Annotated in this window: 23 protein-coding genes and 1 tRNA gene; 21 read left to right on the top strand and 3 right to left on the bottom strand. The window is 36.5% G+C overall.

The annotated features are described in order from the left end of the window. The first annotated feature begins 7 nt into the window (after nt 1-7). The 9 genes from hisD (at nt 8) to trxB (ending at nt 8217) form a co-directional block, all read left to right on the top strand. A complete protein-coding gene (hisD, locus tag NST77_RS15470) occupies nt 8-1282 on the top strand; it encodes a histidinol dehydrogenase (RefSeq protein WP_095330361.1) in 1275 nt (424 codons plus the stop codon). A 17-nt stretch (nt 1283-1299) separates the two neighbouring features. Beyond that, on the top strand, nt 1300-1887 hold the full coding sequence (gene hisB / locus NST77_RS15465) for an imidazoleglycerol-phosphate dehydratase HisB (protein WP_095330362.1): 588 nt from the start codon (nt 1300-1302) through the stop codon (nt 1885-1887). Then, a complete protein-coding gene (hisH, locus tag NST77_RS15460) occupies nt 1888-2511 on the top strand; it encodes an imidazole glycerol phosphate synthase subunit HisH (protein ID WP_095330363.1) in 624 nt (207 codons plus the stop codon). A gap of 5 nt (nt 2512-2516) precedes the next feature. Beyond that, nucleotides 2517-3242 carry a 1-(5-phosphoribosyl)-5-[(5-phosphoribosylamino)methylideneamino]imidazole-4-carboxamide isomerase gene (gene hisA / locus NST77_RS15455; RefSeq protein ID WP_095330364.1) on the top strand — a complete coding sequence of 242 codons (726 nt, stop codon included), beginning with the start codon at nt 2517-2519 and terminating at the stop codon, nt 3240-3242. A gap of 26 nt (nt 3243-3268) precedes the next feature. Then, on the top strand, nt 3269-4027 hold the full coding sequence (gene hisF / locus NST77_RS15450; protein ID WP_095330365.1) for an imidazole glycerol phosphate synthase subunit HisF: 759 nt from the start codon (nt 3269-3271) through the stop codon (nt 4025-4027). Further along, the gene (gene hisIE / locus NST77_RS15445) at nt 4024-4665 is read left to right on the top strand and encodes a bifunctional phosphoribosyl-AMP cyclohydrolase/phosphoribosyl-ATP diphosphatase HisIE (protein ID WP_095330366.1); all 642 of its coding nucleotides are present in this window, start codon (nt 4024-4026) and stop codon (nt 4663-4665) included. Before hisF ends, hisIE begins: the two co-directional genes overlap by 4 nt. Before the next feature lie 206 nt (nt 4666-4871). Next, the gene (locus tag NST77_RS15440) at nt 4872-6389 is read left to right on the top strand and encodes a tetratricopeptide repeat protein (RefSeq protein WP_163187458.1); all 1518 of its coding nucleotides are present in this window, start codon (nt 4872-4874) and stop codon (nt 6387-6389) included. Nucleotides 6390-6774: 385 nt separating this feature from the next. Beyond that, a complete protein-coding gene (locus tag NST77_RS15435) occupies nt 6775-7134 on the top strand; it encodes a MerR family transcriptional regulator (RefSeq protein ID WP_163187460.1) in 360 nt (119 codons plus the stop codon). A gap of 132 nt (nt 7135-7266) precedes the next feature. Further along, nucleotides 7267-8217 carry a thioredoxin-disulfide reductase gene (gene trxB / locus NST77_RS15430; protein ID WP_163187462.1) on the top strand — a complete coding sequence of 317 codons (951 nt, stop codon included), beginning with the start codon at nt 7267-7269 and terminating at the stop codon, nt 8215-8217. 265 nt (nt 8218-8482) lie between these two features. Here trxB and NST77_RS15425 read toward each other — a convergent pair whose 3' ends face one another. Continuing rightward, nucleotides 8483-8863 carry a hypothetical protein gene (locus NST77_RS15425; protein WP_303985359.1) on the bottom strand — a complete coding sequence of 127 codons (381 nt, stop codon included), beginning with the start codon at nt 8861-8863 and terminating at the stop codon, nt 8483-8485. Between the two features lie 67 nt (nt 8864-8930). Continuing rightward, nucleotides 8931-9431, bottom strand: a complete 501-nt coding sequence (locus NST77_RS15420) for a nuclease-related domain-containing protein (RefSeq protein WP_341123168.1) — start codon at nt 9429-9431, stop codon at nt 8931-8933. 157 nt (nt 9432-9588) lie between these two features. Here NST77_RS15420 and NST77_RS15415 point away from each other — a divergent pair, with 157 nt between their 5' ends. The 5 genes from NST77_RS15415 (at nt 9589) to NST77_RS15395 (ending at nt 13326) form a co-directional block, all read left to right on the top strand. Continuing rightward, nucleotides 9589-10047, top strand: a complete 459-nt coding sequence (locus NST77_RS15415; protein ID WP_047943777.1) for an NUDIX hydrolase — start codon at nt 9589-9591, stop codon at nt 10045-10047. Between the two features lie 21 nt (nt 10048-10068). After that, entirely contained in the window at nt 10069-10941 is an 873-nt protein-coding gene (rapZ, locus tag NST77_RS15410) for an RNase adapter RapZ (RefSeq protein ID WP_047943778.1), read from the top strand. After that, nucleotides 10938-11894 (top strand): gluconeogenesis factor YvcK family protein, encoded by a 957-nt coding sequence (locus tag NST77_RS15405; RefSeq protein ID WP_095330372.1) that lies wholly within the window; start codon nt 10938-10940, stop codon nt 11892-11894. Before rapZ ends, NST77_RS15405 begins: the two co-directional genes overlap by 4 nt. Nucleotides 11895-11960: 66 nt before the next feature. Beyond that, complete coding sequence (gene whiA, locus NST77_RS15400) at nt 11961-12905, top strand: DNA-binding protein WhiA (RefSeq protein WP_047943780.1); 945 nt, start codon at nt 11961-11963, stop codon at nt 12903-12905. A 172-nt stretch (nt 12906-13077) separates the two neighbouring features. Further along, nucleotides 13078-13326 (top strand): HPr family phosphocarrier protein, encoded by a 249-nt coding sequence (locus tag NST77_RS15395; protein ID WP_095330373.1) that lies wholly within the window; start codon nt 13078-13080, stop codon nt 13324-13326. 122 nt (nt 13327-13448) lie between these two features. Here NST77_RS15395 and clpP read toward each other — a convergent pair whose 3' ends face one another. Beyond that, the gene (clpP, locus tag NST77_RS15390; RefSeq protein WP_047943782.1) at nt 13449-14051 is read right to left on the bottom strand and encodes an ATP-dependent Clp endopeptidase proteolytic subunit ClpP; all 603 of its coding nucleotides are present in this window, start codon (nt 14049-14051) and stop codon (nt 13449-13451) included. Nucleotides 14052-14370: 319 nt separating this feature from the next. Between clpP and NST77_RS15385 the strand changes: the two genes are divergently transcribed. The 7 genes from NST77_RS15385 (at nt 14371) to eno (ending at nt 23053) form a co-directional block, all read left to right on the top strand. After that, nucleotides 14371-14442: transfer RNA gene (locus NST77_RS15385), tRNA-Arg, on the top strand. 1587 nt (nt 14443-16029) lie between these two features. Continuing rightward, nucleotides 16030-17046 carry a sugar-binding transcriptional regulator gene (locus NST77_RS15380; RefSeq protein WP_095330374.1) on the top strand — a complete coding sequence of 339 codons (1017 nt, stop codon included), beginning with the start codon at nt 16030-16032 and terminating at the stop codon, nt 17044-17046. Nucleotides 17047-17100: 54 nt separating this feature from the next. Next, a complete protein-coding gene (gene gap, locus NST77_RS15375; RefSeq protein WP_047943784.1) occupies nt 17101-18111 on the top strand; it encodes a type I glyceraldehyde-3-phosphate dehydrogenase in 1011 nt (336 codons plus the stop codon). 112 nt (nt 18112-18223) lie between these two features. Next, nucleotides 18224-19408, top strand: coding sequence for a phosphoglycerate kinase (locus NST77_RS15370; protein ID WP_123258197.1), 1185 nt, complete (start codon nt 18224-18226; stop codon nt 19406-19408). 34 nt (nt 19409-19442) lie between these two features. After that, nucleotides 19443-20204, top strand: a complete 762-nt coding sequence (gene tpiA, locus NST77_RS15365; protein ID WP_047943786.1) for a triose-phosphate isomerase — start codon at nt 19443-19445, stop codon at nt 20202-20204. Next, a complete protein-coding gene (gpmI, locus tag NST77_RS15360) occupies nt 20197-21732 on the top strand; it encodes a 2,3-bisphosphoglycerate-independent phosphoglycerate mutase (RefSeq protein WP_047943787.1) in 1536 nt (511 codons plus the stop codon). The genes tpiA and gpmI overlap by 8 nt, the downstream gene beginning before the upstream one ends. Nucleotides 21733-21757: 25 nt before the next feature. Then, nucleotides 21758-23053 (top strand): phosphopyruvate hydratase, encoded by a 1296-nt coding sequence (eno, locus tag NST77_RS15355; protein WP_095330376.1) that lies wholly within the window; start codon nt 21758-21760, stop codon nt 23051-23053. Nucleotides 23054-23082: the final 29 nt, after the last annotated feature.

Below are 23082 nucleotides of genomic sequence, written 5' to 3'. Positions count from 1 at the left end.
ATTCTAGATGCGAATTGTGACAGATATAGAGAATATTAGTTTAAAACGCTCTGTTGATGCAGGTACGGAAGAACAGCGAAAAGCGGTTCGGGAGATTATGGGACAGGTAAAAAGAAGTGGTGACCAAGCTTTAATCGAATATACAAAAAAATGGGATGGAGCTGAATTGACAAGTCTTCGGGTGAAGAAAGAAGAGCTAGCAGCTGCTTACAATTATGTAGACAAGGAAATGGTTTCGATTATAAAAGAGGCGGCCGCAAATATTAAAGAATACCATCAAAAGCAATTGAAAACCTCATGGGATTTTACCCAAGAAAATGGCTCTGTTCTTGGTCAACGGATTCTCCCATTAGATTCCGTTGGTGTTTATGTTCCAGGGGGAACAGCAGCTTATCCTTCGTCTGTATTAATGAATGTCATTCCAGCATTAGTTGCAGGAGTTCAGCGGATAGTTATGGTCTCGCCGCCGAATGAAAATGGAATTCTCCCGAGTGCTGTTTTAGTAGCAGCTGATATTGCTGGGGTAAAGGAGATTTACAAAGTGGGGGGCGCTCAGGCTATTGCCGCATTAGCGTACGGGACGGAATCAATTGAGAAAGTTGATAAGATTGTCGGTCCTGGAAATATCTTTGTTGCCCTTGCCAAAAGAGAAGTTTTTGGCGATGTTGCTATTGATATGATTGCAGGACCAAGTGAAATTGCCATCATAGCTGATGAAACAGCAAGTGCAAAAGAAATTGCTGCAGACTTATTATCACAGGCAGAGCATGACGAAAGAGCTTCCTCTGTTCTCGTTACTACTTCCATTTTATTGGCTGAGGAAGTCTCTCGAGAAGTGAAGCAGCAGTTAAATGATTTGCCACGTAAGGAAATAGCGGAAAAATCAATTGATCAATATGGATTAATCGTGGTTGTAGAAACGTTAGATAAGGCTGTCGCTGTCATCAATACTATTGCGCCAGAACATTTAGAAATCATAACAAAAAATCCATACGTTCTCCTCGACCATATCCGTCATGCAGGATCTATTTTTATAGGAAGATATAGCTCAGAGCCAGTCGGGGATTATTTTGCTGGAACAAACCACGTATTACCTACAAATGGAACAGCAAGGTTCTCCAACCCACTAAACGTGGATGATTTCCAAAAAAAATCTAGTATCACACATTACAGTGAAGCAGCATTTAAAGAAAACGCTCATAAAATAGCCAAGTTTGCCCGCTTAGAGGGATTGGAGGCTCATGCAAGAGCCATAGAAGCGCGATATGACGACCTGGAATAATAAAAGGAGGAAGGAAAATGGCAAGGACAGCTGCAATTAGTAGAAAAACAGGTGAAACGAACATTCAGTTATCTTTTAATGTAGACGGAGAAGGAGTTTCTGAACTAGACACAGGTGTACCATTTATGAATCATATGCTCGACTTATTTACCAAACATGGTCAATTTAATTTAACAGTTCAAGCGAATGGAGATATTGAGGTAGATGATCACCATACAACAGAGGATATTGGGATATGTTTAGGATTGGCCATAAAAGAGGCGCTCGGAGATAAAAGAGGGATTAAGCGCTATGGGAATAGCTTTGTACCAATGGATGAAACATTGGCACAAGTGGTTATCGATTTAAGCAACAGACCTCATCTAGAATTCCGAGCAGAGTTTCCAAATGATAAGGTAGGAACCTTTGATACAGAACTGGTACATGAATTTCTCTGGAAACTAGCGTTAGAAGCTAGAATGAATCTGCACGTTATTTTGCACTATGGGAAAAATACCCATCATATGATCGAAGCGATCTTTAAAGCGATGGCTCGTGCATTAGATGAAGCCACGACGATTGACCCAAGAATTAAAGGAATTCCTTCCACGAAAGGAATGCTGTAAATGATCGGAATTATTGACTATGGAATGGGGAATTTGTTCAGCGTAAGTAAAGCATTAGAAAGATTAGGTGCTCCCTATTTTATTTCAGAGGATAAAGATAAATTACTTCAGGCAGATGCATTGATTCTTCCAGGTGTCGGAGCGTTTAAAGATGCAATGGAAAAATTAAAGAAGACGGGCCTATCTGAAATGATTTCTGTATTTGTTGATAGTGGGAGGCCTTTGTTAGGCATTTGCTTAGGGATGCAGTTATTGTTCGAATCAAGTGAGGAGCATGGATACAGTGAAGGGTTAAATTTACTACCTGGAAAAGTGGTTCGTTTTCCTGGCATTACAGAAAGTGGTGCGGCCTATAAGGTTCCTCATATGGGCTGGAATAAGTTGCATTTTAAAAGAGAGTCTTTGGTCACATCTGATTTGGAAGATGATTTCGTTTATTTTGTGCACTCGTATTATGCAGATACTAACGAGGGTGTTATTATAGCAAGCTGTTCCTATGATAAAGAGGTTCCAGCAGTAGTAGGAAGAAACAATGTGTTTGGCATGCAGTTTCATCCGGAGAAAAGTAGCAAATTGGGGATGCAATTATTAAGCAACTTTGCGAATTTAATACAGAAAGGATGAACAATATGACCTTCACTTTATATCCGGCCATTGATATGCGAGGCGGAAAATGCGTTCGTTTACAGCAAGGGAATTATGAAAAAGAAACAATTTATGGAGATTCACCATTTGATATGGCAAAAAGCTTTGTAGACCACGGTGCGAAGTGGATTCATATGGTTGATCTAGATGGTGCGAAGGATGGCAAGAAAGTAAATGATCAATTTGTCATTGATACAGCAACAAAATTAGGAGTAAAAGTGCAAATTGGTGGCGGTATTAGAAAAGAAGAAGATATTGTCCATTACCTTGAGAATGGGATAACAAGAGTAATAATTGGCAGTATCGCTGTTTCACAGCCAGACTTTGCGATGGAGATGATCCGCAAATATGGAAAGGGAATAGTGATAGGTATCGATGCAAAAAATGGATTTGTTGCGACACATGGTTGGCTGTCTACTTCAGAAGTAAAAGCAGTAGAACTTGGAAAACGCTTTGCAGATGCTGGGGCGGAAACTTTTATTTTTACGGATATTGCAACAGATGGAATGCTAAGTGGACCCAATGTTAAAGCGATTGAGGAAATGGCTCTGATAACGAAAAAAGAAGTGATCGCATCTGGCGGAATCAGCAGTATAAAAGATTTGAATCAACTAAAGAAAAGCGACTCTAGAGGTGCGATTATTGGTAAAGCATTATATGAAAAAAGATTCACGCTCCGAGAAGCGTTAGAACAATTGAATGGGAAGTAACTGGATATGGTGAGAGGAGTTTATTAATGTTAACAAAGCGAATTATTCCATGTTTAGATGTAAAAGAGGGACGTGTGGTCAAAGGAATTCAATTTGTTCAATTAAGAGATGCGGGGGATCCCGTTGAATTAGCGCGTTTCTATGATGAACAAGGAGCAGATGAGCTTGTATTTCTCGACATTTCTGCATCACATGAAGGTAGAAAAACGATGGTGGAGGTAGTAAAAGAAGTTGCATCAGAACTTGCCATTCCTTTTACTGTTGGAGGAGGAATAAACTCCCTAGAAGATATGAAGAAAATTCTGCGGGCTGGTGCCGATAAAGTATCTTTAAATACAGCAGCAGTGTTAAACCCTGCTTTGATTGAAGAGGGAGCTAATTTTTTTGGATCTCAATGTATCGTTGTTGCCATTGATGCTAAATATGATTCTGAGCTTGCCACATGGCGTGTCTATACTCATGGTGGTAGGAAACCAGTAAATAAGGATGTAATTACATGGGCAAAAGAGGCTGTGGCTTTGGGAGCAGGGGAAATATTGTTAACAAGCATGGATACGGATGGGGAGAAGAATGGATTTAACTTAGCATTAACCAAATCGGTAAGTGAGGCTGTTTCTGTTCCAGTTATCGCTTCTGGAGGAGCCGGCAACGCCGCTCATTTTGAAGAGGCATTTAAAATGGGCAAAGCTGATGCTGCACTTGCGGCTTCCATTTTCCATTATAAAGAAACATCCGTTTTGGAAGTGAAGAGCTATTTAAAGGAAAAAGGAGTGCTTGTACGATGAAATTAGATGAATTGAAATTTGATGAAAAAGGATTAATACCTGCTGTCGTACAGGATGTTGTGACAAAAGAGGTGTTAACCTTGGCTTATATGAATAAAGAATCATTAGAAAAATCCATACGCACCGGAGAAACATGGTTTTATAGCCGGTCTAGACAGGAATTATGGCATAAAGGAGGAACAAGTGGAAATACACAATCTATTGTAGAAATAAAATACGACTGCGATCAAGATGCATTAGTAGTGCTAATTCAACCGAATGGACCCGCTTGCCATAATGGAACAACAAGCTGTTTTGTAGACAGCATGTATCAAAACAAAGCAAGGGATGTAATTTCAGCGGACTATCAAATTCTTGCTAATTTAGAGAAAGTTATTGAAGAAAGAGATATTAAGCGCCCAGAAGGTACCTATACAACGTATCTATTTGAAAAGGGGGTAGATAAAATTCTCAAGAAAGTTGGCGAAGAAGCGGCCGAAGTTATTATTGCTGCAAAAAATCGCGATGCAGAAGAATTGAAGTGGGAAGCATCTGACCTTCTTTACCATTTATTTGTCTTATTAAGAGAACAAAAACTGCCATTTTCTGAGATTTTGCAGGTGCTGGAAGCGCGCCATGAAGAAAAGACAGGGAAGTAAGCAAACTAGAGAATGGTTCATCTAGAGAGCCGCTCTCTTTTTTTGCTCCATCCATACATGTCTCCTTAAGTTAAATTTCCCCCTCTAAAAGTTTTTCCGAAAAGGCATTGACTCTTCTCGGATTTGTATTTAGTATGGTATACTTGTTGAGTTAATAGGAACTTTATAATGCAGCTTGATAAGGGAACATATATATTGGAGGATTTATGAATAAAAACTCAGATAGAGTACAACCAGTGGGTAAACTTATTACATTTAATCCTACAGGCGAATTTTATTTTAACAAAGGAATTAAGGCATATCATCAAAGAGATTATTATAAATCCCTTAAATATTTGCAAAGAGCACTGGCGTTAGAACCGGGAGAACCAATGATTGCATGTCAGCTTGCGGTCGTTTATGCAGATATTGGAGAATATCAAAAATCGAATGAACTTCTCCATGTTATTATTGAAGAATTAGATGAGGACATGGTTGAGTGTTATTATTTCCTAGCTAATAATTACGCCCATTTGGGATTTTTTAAAGATGCATATTATCATGCAAAACTATATTTAAGTTTGGATAAAGATGGGGAGTTTGTAGAGGATACAGAAGATCTTATGGAAGTGTTATCTCTCGAATCAGAGGAGCTCGAGGAAGAGGAAGCTAACGAGGAAGAAGATCTTATTACAAGACAGGAGCAGGCAAGGGCTTTGCTTGAATCTGGTAACTTTGCACAAGCTGTCGAAGCTTTAACAAAGATTATTCAAGATTATCCGGAATACTGGTCAGCATATAATAATTTAGCGTTAGCCCATTTCTATCTTGGACAATCGGAAAAGGCAAGTGAGATTTTGGAGCATGTTTTAACGAATAATATCGGAAACTTACATGCTTTATGTAATAAACTTGTATTTGCTTATTATCAAAATAACGATAGACATGTGAAAGAAATGGCTGCTATTTTAAGAAAAATCAACCCTATTTCTATTGACCATCAGTTCAAACTAGGAACTACTTTCGCACTTATTGGTGAATATGATACAGCCTATTTTTGGTTGAAGAAGATTTATAAACAAGGATTTCAGGGAGATGGTTCTTTTTACTATTGGCTATCTTATGCAGCTTATTACACAGGAAATAAGCAAACAGCAAAGAAAGCATGGAAAAAGGTAATGGATATCGATCCAGAAAAAGAAGGGCAAGAGCCTTGGAATAACTCGGAATATACAATCAATGGATTTGAGGAGCATGTAAGCTCCATTCTCAAAAGATTTGAAAGCAGCCATGCTGAGGAGCGAATGTTTGCTACTTTTTTAACTTCTATATCTTCTCAAAAAGATAAGATTTTGTCTTCTTCTGTTTTTCAGCAAGAGAATGCTTTTACACAAATAGAAAAAAAATATCGTGATTTTGTGAAAAATGGCACTGAAATAGAGGATCCATTTTTATATGTTGCACATCATACAGCCGAACAAATTTATACCAACTATCATCCAATTGGTACGGAAGAAACTAGCTTATATTTATTATGGTTTTCAGCTATCATGGAAATGCAAACAGAAGGAGCTTTATTTAAAAATTGTATTGCAAGTGCAGCTGCTATTGATTATCTGTGGAGTCAATCTCGAGAGAAGAAGAAAACTCAGCAAGAAATTGCCAATAATTATGGACTTTCTACCTCTACTTTACAAAAATATATAAAATCAATGAAGAATTTTATGCAGCCCATCTATAACTAAGATTCCATTATTTTGATGTTTTATGCATTTATTGAATAAATAGTAGGAAGAAGCAGTTAGGAGTTGGACTGCTTCTTTTTTATAAGCTTTAAAAAGATGACACATTAAATATATAATAAAAAGAGTTATAATTAATCTAACGATATGATGCATGATATGAAGTTTTCCATATAAGTAAAACCCATTTATTATTGCTTATACAGATAAAGGAAAGGATGTATGGAATAGGGATGTAACACCAAATAAGAACATGCCAAACCGGTGTTTCATTTCAACATCAGACAATATTTATCCAATTTGTGACATTTTATCTCCCCTGTTTTAAAAGTAATTTGAATCGGTTCTTTCTTAAGTGAAAAGGTCCCAGTAAAAAGGAGAATTAGAAATGAAAATTGGGGAATTTGTAGCGTTGTTAAATACAACAAAAGATACTGTTCGGCATTATGAAGAGCTAAATTTATTAAAACCAAATTGGCAAAATAATAAAAAGGAATATAGTGATAAAGAAATCCTCGACTTTCAAGTGGTAAATGAGTTGAAAAAATATGGTTTTTCCTTAAAAGATATTCAGAAAATCTCTTCTTTAAAAGAGGCAGTGGATTATGGGGATAAGCAATTAATTGGCCAAGTTCATCAAATTTTAACGGGACAATTAGAGAAGCTGCTGCAAGAGGAAAATGAAATACGAGAACGTCGGCTGATTTTAGAAAATGAAGCAAAGAAATTAAAGAATTTATTATCATAATTTATGAGCAGATATTTGGACGGATAGGGGATTGTTTTATAGGATAGTAATAGATAATCATACTTATAATAATAAATGGACAATGTGGATTCTATCATCTAATAGGTAGTTAATGGAAAAGGAGTTTTTAAAATGACGGAAGAAAAAATTTATGATGTTATTATAATTGGAGCAGGTCCAGCTGGAATGACAGCTGCGGTTTATACATCTCGTGCTAATCTTTCTACATTAATGATTGAAAGAGGAATACCAGGCGGGCAAATGGCAAATACAGAAGATGTAGAAAATTTCCCTGGATTTGAAAGTATCTTAGGCCCTGATTTATCCAATAAAATGTTTAATCATGCGAAAAAATTCGGTGCTGAATACGCATATGGTGACATTAAGGAAATAGTGGATGGAAAAGAATATAAAACAGTAAAAGCTGGATCAAAAGAATTTAAAGCAAGATCTATTATTATTTCAACAGGTGCAGAATATAAAAAAGTTGGAGTTCCTGGGGAAAAAGAATTAGGTGGACGCGGCGTATCTTATTGTGCTGTTTGTGATGGAGCATTCTTTAAGAATAAGCGATTATTCGTTATTGGCGGCGGAGATTCAGCTGTTGAAGAAGGGGTATACTTAACTCGTTTTGCTTCCCAAGTTACCATTGTGCACAGACGTGACGAATTAAGAGCACAAAAAATCTTGCAAAAAAGAGCGTTTGATAATGAAAAAGTAGACTTTATCTGGAATCATACCATTAAGTCCATTAATGAAAAAGAGGGCAAAGTGGGCAGTGTGACACTTGTTTCGACAGTAGATCAGTCCGAGCAAGAATTAGAGGCAGATGGTGTCTTTATTTACATTGGCATGGTTCCATTATCTAAACCGTTTGAAAGCTTAGGGATTACCAATGAAAATGGTTATATTGAAACAAATGACCAAATGGAAACAAAGGTGCCTGGTATTTTTGCAGCTGGTGATATTCGTGAAAAAACACTTCGTCAAATTGTTACAGCAACAGGAGACGGAAGTATCGCCGCGCAAAGTGCACAACACTATGTAGAAGAGCTAGCTGAAGAGTTAAAACAACAAGCATAAGAAAGTGTCATTGTGTTTTAATTGGAATGTAACAGTAGTGAAACATAGTTAGGGTATCATAGAAATAGAAATTGACCCCCTTTTAAGATATATTTTTTAGCATAGGCTCAAACATGGAGCCTATGCCTTTTTTATGGATTTTACTCGATTTAGTAGGATTTGGCTGATAAATGTTATTTTTCGCGAATATCTGGAATGTTTTCGCGAATACTTTGCGCTTTTCGCGAATTTAAGAGGTGATTACGCGAATATAGTGTAAGTACTTCTATTCATTCCCAAAAATCTTTTGTAGGGTAATAAATTTTCCCTCGATTTTCACCTGTATAAGGTAATTCATCGAGACAAGAAGTCGATTGGCGGTATCTTTGGAAGAAATATGGACGAATTCACGAAATTCCTTACTGGTTATAGAAGGTTTGATTAAAAGAAAATAATCTTTCACTGCTTTAATAAGGGGTTTTTTATCAAATGCCGAACAGGATGGGCAAAACCAGCTGCGCTTTTTTCTAACCATTGCAAATGCCGTGCAATGAACGCCTGTTATAATATCTTCTTTACTTAAATTGTATTTTTTCAATAAATTAGTATGGTCTGGAGTGTGATGCTTGTTGCAGGAATTTGGAGATTTTGCGAAGGCTCTTGTCATCGAGAATATTTCCTTTGTAATTGATCCCATTTTTCAAGAAAACTATGACTGTGGAGAACATGATTTTTTATCGAGGGATTGCCTTTATGATAGTAGAAGGTTTGGATATAATAACGATTGGCTTGATAGGAGGAATAGGAAAGTGGCGTTTTTGTAAGAACGATTCTAGTTGGCGCTTTAATCTTTTCATTTGAGAGATGGGATCCAGGTAGCCCTCTTCTTGATTATTTCGAATTCGGGTAAATTGGTTTAAAGTTGTATCAAATAGTAATGTGCCTAAATAGTTTTTACAATCAATGATAATAAAAAAGCAATGTGTCAACAAGAGATAGTCTATTTGAAAATAAGATTTTCCATCGTATAAACGAAGATTATGAATAATAAAGCATTCCTTCTCAGGGATAAAATCGAGATAATAGGTTAGCTGCTTTTCTCCTTTATAGCCGCGTAAATAAATCGATACATCTTTTTTGATGGACGAATGTTTATCTCCGCGTTTTAAGAGTGCTTCTAATTTTCTTACCTTTAAATCCTTTTTAACAGGGTTAACATACAAGAGTATCCACATCCTTTTCTAAAGATATATAATCATTTCTCTATCAGGAATAAAGAATCCTTCATAATTGGAAAAGGCAATTTATTGTGGGGGCATGACAATAATAGTATAATAAAAGGAATGGATAAAAAGCAGTGCCTACATATAGAGAAAATTGGGGTGAATAATTTTGCAACGTGTGACGAATTGTTTGTTACTTAAAGATAATAAAGTCTTATTGCTACAAAAACCAAGACGTGGCTGGTGGGTAGCGCCTGGCGGAAAAATGGAGCCGGGAGAATCTGTTAGAGATTCCTGTATTCGTGAGTATAGAGAAGAAACAGGTATTTATTTACGAAATCCTAACATCAAAGGAATTTTTACCTTTATTATTAAAGAGGGAGATAAGATTATATCGGAGTGGATGATGTTCACCTTTTTCTCTACGAATGCAGATGGTGTCAATGTAGACGAATCAGCTGAAGGGAAAATTGTCTGGCACGATTTAGATGATGTGAAAAATTTGCCAATGGCTGAGGGCGATTATCATATTTTAGATTACATGATCCATGGAAATGGAATAATCTATGGAACATTTACTTATACACCAGATTTCGAATTAATTAGTTACCGATTAGATCCAAGCTAAAGATTTATAGGGGGAATTAAAATGGAACCACAAGTCGTAATCATCACAGGTATGTCAGGAGCAGGAAAAACAGTTGTTATTCAAAGCTTTGAAGACTTAGGCTTTTTTTGTGTGGACAACTTACCGCCTACACTTTTACCTAAGTTTCTCGAACTTATGAAAGAGTCGGAGAATAAGATGAATAAGGTTGCTCTTGGGATGGATTTGCGGGGGAGAGAATTTTTTGATGATTTGTTCACTGCACTAGATGATTTGGCAACTTCCTGGGTTGTTCCCAAGATCCTTTTTCTAGACGCTGATGACAGTGCCCTTGTTAGAAGATATAAGGAGACTAGAAGAGTTCATCCCCTTGCACCGGCTGGGCTTCCTTTAGAAGGAATTAAATTGGAACGAGAATTGTTAGAAGAGCTCAAAGGAAGAGCGCAAATTATTTATAATACATCACAAAGCTCACCGAGAGAACTTCGTGAAAAGATTCTAAAAGAATTCTCTGTTAATAAACAATCTATCTTTACTGTAAATGTGATGAGTTTTGGATTTAAACATGGACTTCCTATTGATGCGGATTTAGTATTTGATGTGCGTTTTTTACCAAACCCTCATTACGTTGAGCATATGAGACCGAAAACTGGATTAGACGTAGAGGTATCCAGTTATGTATTGAAATGGACGGAAACAGGCCAATTTTTAGAAAAAGTCATTGATTTATTAACATTTATGCTGCCTCAATATAAGAGAGAAGGAAAATCGCAGCTAGTTATTGCGATTGGCTGTACTGGGGGACAGCATCGATCTGTTGCATTAGCTGAGTATATCGGCCATCATTTTGAAAAAGAATATAATATTGCTATTGCTCACCGTGATATGGAGAGGAGAAAGGACCAACAGGCATGAGTGAAAAGGAACAGCCAAGAATTGTAATCATCGGGGGAGGAACTGGCCTTTCTGTGCTTCTGCGTGGATTGAAAAAGTATCCAGTAGACATAACGGCAATCGTAACAGTAGCCGATGATGGAGGAAGCTCTGGAAGATTAAGAGAGGATCTCGATATCCCTGCTCCTGGAGACGTTCGTAATGTGTTAGCCGCGTTATCGGATGTCGAGCCCTTAGTGGAGGAAATGTTTCAACATCGCTTCACGAATAGCAAAGATTTAGATGGACATTCATTAGGTAACTTAATCTTAGCGGCCATGACTTCCATTACTGGTAACTTTACCTATGCGATTCAAGAAATGAGCAAAGTACTTAATGTCCGTGGTAAAGTATTACCTGCGACTAGTCATAGTGTTATCTTAAATGCGGTAATGGAAGATGGATCGATTGTAATAGGGGAGTCTAATATTCCAGAGGCTGGGAAAAAGATAAAAAAAGTTTTCCTAACCCCCGAAGATTCTGAGCCGCTTCCTGAAACGATACATGCTATCGAGCAAGCCGATTTAATTGTGATGGGGCCTGGAAGCTTATATACTAGTATCTTACCAAACTTAGTCGTTCCAGAAATCAAAGCGGCAGTCCGAGAAGCGAAAGCGAAAAAAGTCTATGTGTGCAATATAATGACACAAGCAGGGGAAACGTCCGATTATACGGCAAGTGATCATGTGAAGGCACTATATGAACATGTAGAAAAGCCATTTATTGATACAATAATCGTGAACAAAACGAATATTCCTGCAAGTATACAACAAAGATATGATGAAGAAAAAGCAAAGCCTGTGGTTTTTGATATTAATCGGCTGGAACGGATGGATTTAGATGTAATAGCTGGTGATATCATTAAGCTTGATCAAGGTGTTATTCGCCATAATACTCTAGAAGTGGCGAAAATTCTCTATTCAATTATCGATTGAAAGAAGAGTAACTTTTTAGACAAGGTATTGGAACAATATACTCCGAGTCTATAAGGGGGGAAGGACATGTCTTTTGCTTCAGAAACTAAAAAAGAATTAACAACAATTGAAGCCAAAAATTGTTGTGGAAAAGCAGAATTATCAGCATTAATTCAAATGAATGGGACACTTTCCTTTTCTAACCAGAGGCTAGTTGTAAATATCCAGACAGAGAATGCAGCTATCGCAAGAAGAATTTATACGCTAATAAAAAGGTATTTTGATATCCCGGTTGAACTATTAGTCCGCAAAAAAATGCGTTTAAAAAAGAACAATGTCTATATTGTGCGAATTTCTAATCAAGGAAAAGAAGTGCTTGAGGAACTGAGCATTCTTAAAGAAGGTTTTGTGTTTACACATGAAATTTCTCCAGATCTTATTAAGAAAAAATGCTGTAAACGATCTTATTTACGCGGAGCCTTTCTAGCAGGAGGTTCGGTTAATAACCCGGAAACTTCTTCTTATCATTTGGAAATTGCCTCTTTATATAAAGAACATATTATAGCGCTCAGTGATTTAATGAATACATTTGGGTTAAAAAGTAAGACATTAGAAAGAAAAAAAGGTTTTATTGCTTACTTAAAAGAAGCTGAAAAAATAACTGAATTTCTTAATATTATCGGTGCACACGGAGCACTTCTTCGTTTTGAAGACATTCGAATTGTTAGAGATATGAGAAATTCAGTCAACCGTTTAGTCAATTGCGAAACGGCTAACTTAAACAAAACAATCGGTGCTGCATTAAGACAAGTTGAGAATATTCGTTATATTGATAAAACAGTCGGATTACAAATTCTACCTGATAAACTTAGAGAGATTGCAGAGCTTAGAGTTGCCTATCAAGATGTAACCTTAAAAGAATTAGGAGAAATGGTGTCATCTGGTAACATCAGTAAATCCGGCATCAACCACCGTTTAAGAAAAATAGATGAAATTGCCGATGCTCTTCGTCGTGGAGAAAAAGTCAACTAATAAGAATGGATAATTATATCAAGTAAACGATATATATTATCCATTTTTATTTAGAAGATTATTATCAGAAAAATTGTTCTAAACTGAATATTCTTTGAGGTGAATCGAGCAAAATTTTCCTTTTCCTTGTATAATAGATATATTACTACATTGATGAAGGGGAGGATGTTCGATGGTAGAGCAAGAGATTACAGTGGACTTAAAATCTGGACTTCAAGCACGACCCGCAGCTTTATTTGTCCAAGAGGCAAGTAATTATTTATCTGAAGTATTTATTGAAAAGGATGGAAGAAGAGTGAATGCAAAGAGTATTATGGGAATAATGGGTCTAGCTATTCATTCAGGGGCAACAATAAAATTAATAGTTGATGGCAGTGATGAAGTGGAAGCGCTTCAAAATTTAACAGGTTTATTAAAGTAAAGCTGCTTAATAATACTCTCCTAATGAAAAAGGCTGTTCCAAATAGGAAAATTTTATAGATGATATCCATCTATAGAAATCTAATTTGGAATAGCCTTTTTTAATTATTAAGAGTTTTTATATTAATTTTTCTTGTCTTCAAGTGAATTACGACTGATAACATGGTCAACTAAACCATATTCTTTTGCTCTTTCCGCAGTCATAAAGTTATCACGTTCTGTATCTCTTGCGATTACCTCCATTGGTTGACCAGTACGCTCAGATAAAATACCGTTTAATTTATCACGTAGGAATAAGATACGTTTAGCAGCAATTTCAATTTCAGTTGCTTGACCTTGTGCTCCGCCAAGTGGTTGGTGAATCATCACTTCACTATTAGGCAATGCATAACGTTTACCTTTTGCACCAGCAGCAAGTAAGAATGCACCCATAGAAGCAGCCATACCGATACAAATTGTTTGCACATCCGGCTTAATATACTGCATTGTATCATAAATTGCCATACCAGCAGTGATGCTTCCACCAGGGCTGTTGATATAAATAGATACATCTTTTTCAGGATTTTCTGTTTCTAAGAATAAAAGCTGTGATACGATAGAGTTAGCAACGTTATCATCGATAGCACTGCCCAGCATAATAATACGGTCTTTTAATAAACGAGAGTAGATATCGTAAGCACGTTCTCCTCTATTTGTTTGCTCAATAACTGTAGGGATTAAATTCATTTAAAATCCTCCTTTTTAATATCTGTTCGAAAAGCATAAGTATTTGTTTCTTCAGTCAGATGAAAAACATCTAAACTGTATGTATTCCTAATGATACACGGATGGTCAATTAAGGTCAAACGTTAAAGCTTGATTCCCTGAAAATATCATTCGACATCTTTTTCATTATTGGTGATATAGAAAGCTATTATCAAATACCATCTCTTTATTCCGGTTACAATCCTTTCTCCATGATACCCACTGCACCTTTTTTTAAACATCTTCTATTGCAATATACGGAATGTTCGCTTATAATATGAAAGCGTAACTTTAACATAATGCCCTCGTGGTGCAACGGATAGCACGTAAGATTCCGGTTCTTAAAATGGGGGTTCGATTCCCTCCGAGGGCGCTAAAATGTTGATAAATAAGGATTTTTTTGAGGAGTGTTTTTTTGTCCGGCTCTCCTCAAAAAATCCTTATTTTATTTCACTTTATTTGCTTTAACCAATCTCTCATAAAACTATTCACTTTGTCATTATTCAATAAAATAGATTTGTCCGTGTCTCCGAGGCAAGCACTCATATAATTTATATCGGAATATTAGATTCCCATAAAATAGTTTCATGTGTATGGCTAAACATATGTGGAGTGGTATGTACTCATTTGGAGTGGGGGCATATTTAATTATAATTTTAAATAAGAGTAATGGTTATAAAGTATCTGTAAACAGCGATACATAGTATATTTGTGTAAATTAATAAGCCTTAGTTATTTTGCTTTTCTCATACAAATATTGAAATCCATAAAGAAAAAATGCTTTATAAAAGAAATATAGGAAAAATTGTGTGTGATTTATTTTTACTAATCTATACAATTTTAATTTAGAGAATAACATTGTTAAAGGAAAGGTGAATATTACTCCACCAAACGCATTCAATAACAGGAACTTCACAAAACTTCCATAAGCCCATTTTAATGTGCATAAAGCCATTAATAACATTGGACCTATAAGGAAAGGAATTTCATTTTGCAAAGTGGAATGAGGAATATTATAAAAACTCCACCACTTAAGCCTTTTACCTATTTGAAGATCTAAGCTACACATAATAATACTAAAAATAGCGGCTGGGAAAATCTCTTTATAGTTTGCTTACCTAGTAAAGGAATGGAAAGCCAAGATACAATAACCATAATAATGTTTAGTAACATCTGACTTTTTTTGGTCATAATAATCTCCTGTTAATTTTTTAGTTATTATAACTCCGTATTCACCTAAATATTCTGGGAAAAAACTTAAATAAGTCCTGCTCTTAGGAGTGGGGTATTTATTGTGAATTAAAAGGGATTTACTACACAATAAAGAAACCTCCTTAGTATATAGGGATAAAATGACCTGACTTTGAAATATTGTTGTAGCGGAAATAACAGTTTTTTCACGAATAATAAAGTTATTTAAAAATGAAGAGCATTCATTATGATCTTGTCAGTTCTTCTTGAAATAACGGGAGGTAACAAAGGTGTATTCTCCTTTTTTTCATCATACATCAGGTGAGTAGTACCGATTAAACATTGGCTGGAAAAAAGGAAGTGTGGTTGATATCCGCATCATTAGGGCTGAAAACTCCAGAGTATGGACGCTTAATGCTAAAATATCCAAATTTTAACCGATTGTGCATCATGATGAAAGTTATTCTCATAAAATGATTAGTATAGTAAATGAAAGCTTTTATAATAAAAAAAGCATATTTAAAGCTGTATTTTCTTAGCGAATCAATAACATAAGTAATAATTAGTTTTTTCCAAATAATATGAAAAGATAGAACGACACTTTTTCGCCAAATTTAACAAAAAATAGACACATATCAGTTGAATTCATACTATACTGGTGTTAGAATTGTTCTTGTAGCAAGGAATTATTTTTTTGTAGTACCCGGGACGGAAAATGTCTATGTGGGACTTCTGACGACCACTGTAAGTGAAGGAGCGCATCAAAAGCATGGTTTCATTTATTGAGATTCAAAAAAGATTATTACCTGATTTACTTACAGTTATGCAAAAAAGGTACTATATTCTGCAATATATCAAGAATATGCAGCCTGTCGGAAGAAGAAGTCTGGCAGTGAGCCTAGGACTGACCGAAAGAGTCTTGAGAAGTGAAGTCGAGTTTTTAAAGGAGCAGCAGCTTATACATATTTCAAACATCGGCATGACAGTCACTTCGATAGGGGAAGAAGTGTTGGAAAGTCTTTCTAGTGTAATGAGAGAAGTAACGGGTATTAACGAAATGGAGCAGCTACTGCAAAGAAAACTAGGTATTAACCGAGTTATCATTGTAGCTGGAGACAGTGATCACTCTCCATGGGTAAAAAAAGAATTAGGACTTGCCACAGCAAATTGTATGAAATCTCTTCTAAAGGGAAATAATATCATCGCAGTTACTGGTGGGACTACTATGTCCTCTGTTGCAGAGGCACTGACGCCTAATATTGCAGATGGGGAATTATTATTTGTCCCGGCACGTGGTGGAATAGGAGAAGATGTCAAAAATCAGGCGAATACAATTTGTTCCATGATGGCAGATCATACTGCATCAAAACATCGGGTTTTATATGCTCCTGATGAGGTCAGCGAAGAAATGTACAAAAGCATTTCCACAGACCCTCGTATCAGCGAAGTATTAAAACTCATTCGTTCCGCAAATCTTTTAGTTCACGGCATTGGCGAGGCGCTTACAATGGCGAATCGCAGAAATACCAGCAAAAGTGATTTAGAAAAGATTAAAAATGCAGAAGCTGTTGGCGAAGCATTCGGGTACTATTTTAATGAAGAGGGAGAAGTTGTCCACAAGGTACAAACAATTGGCCTTAGACTGGAAGACTTATCTACTGTACCTAATATCATCGCTGTAGCAGGTGGAGCATCGAAGTCAAAGGCTATTCGTGCTTATCTAAAGGAAGCACCAACTTCAACTATTTTAATAACAGATGAAGGAGCCGCAAAAAAGTTGATATAATGGGAAATCCCTTTATATATTTAATACTCTTAAAATTAGAGGAGGAAATTTACAATGACAGTAAAAGTAGGTATTAACGGTTTTGGACGTATCGGACGTTTGGCATTCAGAAAAATCATGGAAAACCCAGAATTAGAAGTGGTTGCAATCAATGATTTAACTGATACTAAAATGCTAGCACATCTTTTAAAATATGATTCATCTCAAGGAACTTTCCAAGGTGAAATCGAAGTACACGAAGGTTATTTCTTAGTAAATGGTCAAAAAGTTGTTACAACTGCTGAAAGAAACCCAGCTGATCTTAAATGGGGAGAACTTGGTGTAGATACAGTTATCGAATCTACTGGTTTCTTCACAACAAAAGAAAAAGCAGAAGCTCATATTCAAGCAGGTGCTAAAAATGTAGTTATCTCTGCTCCAGCAACTGGCGAAATGAAAACAGTTGTTTACAATGTTAACCATGATGTTCTTGATGGAACTGAAACAGTTATTTCTGGTGCTTCTTGTACTACTAACTGTCTTGCTCCAATGGCACAAGTTCTTCAAAACAAATACGGTATCGTATCTGGTTTAATGACTACAATTCACGCTTACACAGGCGACCAAAATACTTTAGATGCTCCACATCCAAAAGGTGACTTCCGTCGTGCTCGTGCAGCTGCTGAAAACATTATTCCTAACTCAACTGGTGCTGCAAAAGCAATCGGTTTAGTATTACCTGAATTACAAGGTAAATTAGACGGTGCTGCTCAACGTGTTCCAGTTAAAACTGGTTCATTAACAGAGCTTGTAACTGTTCTTGATAAAAAAGTTACAGTTGAAGAAATCAACGCTGCAATGAAAGAAGCTGCTAACGAATCTTTCGGTTACACTGAAGAAGAGCTTGTTTCTTCTGATATTATCGGAATTAGCTATGGTTCATTATTCGATGCAACTCAAACAAAAGTTATCACTGTTGGTGATCAACAACTTGTTAAAACAGTTGCTTGGTATGACAACGAAATGTCTTATACTAACCAATTAGTAAGAACTGTTAAGCACTTTGCACAACTTGCAACAAAATAATTTCCCTTTATAAATGGAATTATGTGCGAGTTAATAAGCACCCCCTTTAATCTAACAGCGGAAACAACTTTGTTTCCGCTATTTTAAAAATATGCAGTGGAGGGTACCTATAATGAACAAGAAAACAATTCGTGATATTGATTTAAAAGGGAAAAAAGTATTTGTTCGTGTTGACTTCAACGTACCGATGAAAGATCAACAAATTACGGACGAAACAAGAATTCAAGCTGCACTTCCAACAATTAAAGAATTAGTTGAGAGTGGTGCAATTGTTATTCTAGCAAGTCACTTAGGACGTCCAAAAGGTGAAGTTGTAGAAGAGCTACGTTTAACTCCTGTTGCAAAACGCCTTTCTGAATTACTAGGGAAAGAAGTTGCTAAAGCAGATGAGTCATATGGCGAAGCTGTTAAAGCACAAATCAGCAAGTTAGCAGAAGGAGATGTTATCCTTCTTGAAAACGTACGTTTCAATGCTGGTGAAGAAAAAAATGATGCAGAGTTAGCAAAACAATATGCAGAACTTGCAGATGTATTTGTAAATGATGCATTTGGTGCTGCACACCGTGCTCATGCTTCAACAGAAGGAATTGCTCATCATATTCCAGCAGTATCTGGATTATTAATGCAAAAAGAACTAGATGTTCTTGGCAAAGCTTTATCTAATCCTGATCGTCCGTTCACAGCTATCATTGGTGGAGCGAAAGTTAAGGATAAAATTGGTGTAATTGAAAATCTTCTTGATAAAGTAGATAACTTAATTATCGGTGGAGGATTAGCGTATACTTTTGTTAAATCTCTTGGCCATGAAATTGGTAAATCTTTATTAGAAGAAGATAAAATCGATCTTGCTAAATCTTATATGGAAAAAGCAAAAGAAAAAGGTGTTAAATTCTATATGCCAGTTGATGTGATCGTTGCAGATGATTTCTCAAATGATGCAAACATCAAAGCTGTTTCTATCGAAGAAATCCCAGCTGATTGGGAAGCATTAGATATCGGACCTAAAACACGTGAAATCTATGCAGATGTTATTAAAAATTCTAAATTAGTAATTTGGAATGGACCAATGGGTGTATTCGAATTAGATGCATTCGCAAATGGTACAAAAGCAGTAGCTGAAGCACTTGCTGAATCTCAAGATACATATTCAGTAATCGGTGGTGGAGATTCTGCAGCAGCAGTTGAGAAATTTGATTTAGCAGATAAGATGAGTCATATTTCTACTGGCGGCGGTGCTTCATTAGAGTTTATGGAAGGTAAAGAACTTCCAGGTGTAGTGGCTTTAAACGACAAATAATATCTTTATAGATATGCATGAAAGGATGTTTAACATGCGCAAACCAATTATTGCAGGTAACTGGAAAATGAACAAAACACTTCCTGAAGCTGTTGAGTTTATCCAAGAAGTAAAAGCATCTGTTCCATCAAGTGAAAAAGTGGATACAGTTGTTTGTGCTCCTGCGTTATTTTTAGGGCAATTAGTAGAATTAACTGATGGCACAGATGTAAAAATCGGTGCACAAAATATGCATTTCGAAAAAAATGGTGCATTCACTGGCGAAATCAGCCCAGTTGCATTAGAAAATATCGGTGCAAAATATGTAGTACTTGGACATTCAGAGCGTCGTGAGTTCTTTAATGAAACAGATGAGTCTGTTAACAAAAAGACAATCGCTGCATTTGAAAATGGTTTAACTCCAATTGTTTGCTGTGGTGAAACACTAGAGCAAAGAGAAAATGGTGAAACAAATGACTTTGTTGCAACTCAAGTAACAAAAGCACTTAATGGTTTAACTCCAGAACAAGCAAAAGCAACAGTTGTTGCATATGAGCCAATCTGGGCAATTGGAACAGGTAAATCTTCTACTTCTGCAGATGCAAACGAAGTATGTGCACATATTCGTAAAGTAGTAAGTGAACAATTTTCACCAGAAGTTGCAGAAGAAATCCGTATCCAATACGGTGGCAGCGTTAAGCCTGAAAACATTAAAGAATATATGGCACAGCCAGATATAGACGGAGCATTAGTAGGCGGAGCTAGCCTAGAAGCTCAAAGCTTTTTAGCTTTATTGGAGGCAGGTAAGAATGAGTAAATCTCCAGTAGCTTTAATCATTTTAGATGGTTTTGCTTTAAGAAGTGAACGCATGGGTAATGCGGTAGCACAAGCAAATAAGCCTAATTTCGATAAATATTGGAATTCTTATCCTCATGCTACTTTAGTAGCTAGCGGGGAAGCTGTTGGTCTTCCAGAAGGACAAATGGGTAACTCTGAAGTTGGACATTTGAATATCGGTGCCGGCCGGATCGTATATCAAAGTTTAACAAGAGTAAATCTGTCTATAAGAGAAGGCGAATTTTATAAAAACGAAACTTTTGTTAATGCAATTAAGCATGTAAAAGAAAAAGGCAAAAATCTTCATTTATTCGGATTATTATCCGATGGTGGAGTTCATAGCCACATTGAGCATATGTTTGCACTTCTTCGTTTAGCTAAAGAAGAAGGAGTAGAAAATGTATATATTCACGGTATCTTAGATGGCCGAGACGTCGGTCAAAAGACTGCTGAAAAATATATTAAAGCTACACAAGAAAAAATCGCTGAATACGGTGTAGGTGAATTTGCTACTATTTCTGGACGCTACTATTCTATGGATAGAGATAAGCGTTGGGACCGAGTAGAAAAATCATACCGCGCAATGGTATATGGAGAAGGACCAGCATATTCTGATCCATTACAAGTAGTGGAAGATAACTACAATAATGGAATCTTTGATGAGTTCGTGCTTCCATCTGTTATCACAAAGGAGAACGGCGAACCAGTTGCAACGATTGAAGATGAAGATGCTGTAATTTTTTATAACTTCCGTCCTGACCGTGCTATTCAAATTTCGAATACATTCACAAATGAGGACTTCCGTTCCTTTGATCGTGGAGAAAAACATCCAAAAAATCTTTACTTTGTATGTTTAACTCATTTTAGTGAAACAGTAAATGGGTATGTTGCATTCAAGCCAACAAACCTTGATAACACTTTAGGGGAAGTTCTTGCACAAAATGGCTTGACTCAGCTTCGTATTGCGGAAACGGAAAAATATCCACATGTTACATTCTTTATGAGCGGTGGACGTGAAGCAGAGTTCCCTGGTGAAAAACGTATTTTGATCAATTCACCAAAAGTGGCAACTTATGATTTAAAACCTGAAATGAGTGCATATGAAGTAACAGATGCGCTATTGAAGGAAATTGAGGCAGATAATTTTGATGCAATTATTCTAAACTTCGCAAACCCTGATATGGTTGGGCACTCCGGAATGCTTGAACCAACAATCAAAGCGATTGAAACAGTGGATGAATGTTTAGGAAAAATTATCACTTTAATTGAACAAAAAGGTGGTAAAGCTATTATCACTGCTGACCATGGTAACTCTGATGAAGTGGTAACACTTGAAGGAAAACCAATGACAGCACATACAACAAATCCAGTACCTGTTATCGTAACAGATAAAAATGCTGAATTGCGTACAGATGGTATTTTAGGAGATTTAGCTCCTACTATGTTAGATTTATTAGGTGTTGAAAAGCCAGCAGAAATGACTGGGACATCTATTATTAAAAAATAAGTTATTTTAAAAGGAGAGAAATATTATGCCTTATATTCAACAAGTATATGCTCGTGAAGTATTAGATTCACGTGGTAACCCAACAGTAGAAGTAGAAGTATTAACTGAATCAGGATTCTTTGGTCGTGCACTAGTTCCATCTGGTGCTTCAACTGGTGAATACGAAGCAGTTGAATTGCGTGATGGTGACAAATCTCGTTACCTTGGTAAAGGTGTTCTTAAAGCAGTAGAAAACGTAAACGAAGTAATTGCTGAAGCAATCATCGGTATGGACGTTACAGATCAAGTTGGAATCGACAGAACAATGATCGAACTTGATGGTACAGAAAACAAAGGTAAATTAGGTGCTAACGCAATCCTAGGTGTATCTATGGCTGTTGCACATGCTGCTGCTGAAGTAGTAGGTCTTCCATTATACCGTTACCTTGGTGGATTCAACGCGAAACAATTACCAACTCCAATGATGAACATCATCAACGGTGGTTCTCATGCTGATAACAATGTTGATTTCCAAGAATTCATGATCTTACCAGTAGGAGCTCCAACTTTCAAAGAAGCTCTACGTACTGGTGCTGAAGTATTCCATGCATTAAAAGCAGTTTTACATGCAAAAGGTTTAAACACTGCTGTAGGTGACGAAGGTGGATTCGCTCCAAACCTTGGTTCTAACCGTGAAGCATTAGAAGTAATCATCGAAGCAATCAAAAAAGCTGGATACGAGCCTGGTAAAGATGTATTCTTAGGTATGGACGTTGCTTCTTCTGAATTCTACAACAAAGAAACTGGTAAATACGATCTTGCAGGAGAAGGCCGTACTGGTTTAACTTCTGAAGAATTAGTAAGCTTCTATGAAGAATTAGTTAACGAATTCCCAATCATCTCTATTGAAGATGGTTTAGATGAAAACGACTGGGAAGGTCACAAATTATTAACTGACCGCATCGGTTCTAAAGTACAATTAGTAGGTGACGATTTATTCGTTACAAACACTAAAAAATTAGCTGAAGGTATCGAAAAAGGAATTGCAAACTCAATCCTTATCAAAGTTAACCAAATTGGTACTTTAACTGAAACTTTCGATGCTATCGAAATGGCTAAACGTGCTGGTTACACAGCAGTAGTTTCTCACCGTTCTGGTGAAACAGAAGATGCTACAATCGCTGACATCGCTGTTGCTACTAACGCTGGTCAAATCAAAACTGGTTCATTATCTCGTACAGACCGTATCGCTAAATACAACCAACTTCTTCGCATCGAAGACGAGCTTGGCGAGTTAGCAGTATACGATGGTCTTAAATCTTTCTACAACCTTAAAAAATAATTGAAGTTAAGTTTGACTTAACTTGATAA

The organism is Niallia sp. FSL W8-0177 (genome assembly GCF_038006285.1).
GTDB classification, from domain to species: domain Bacteria; phylum Bacillota; class Bacilli; order Bacillales; family Cytobacillaceae; genus Niallia; species Niallia circulans_A.
This window is presented reverse-complemented; position numbering and strand designations above follow the sequence as displayed.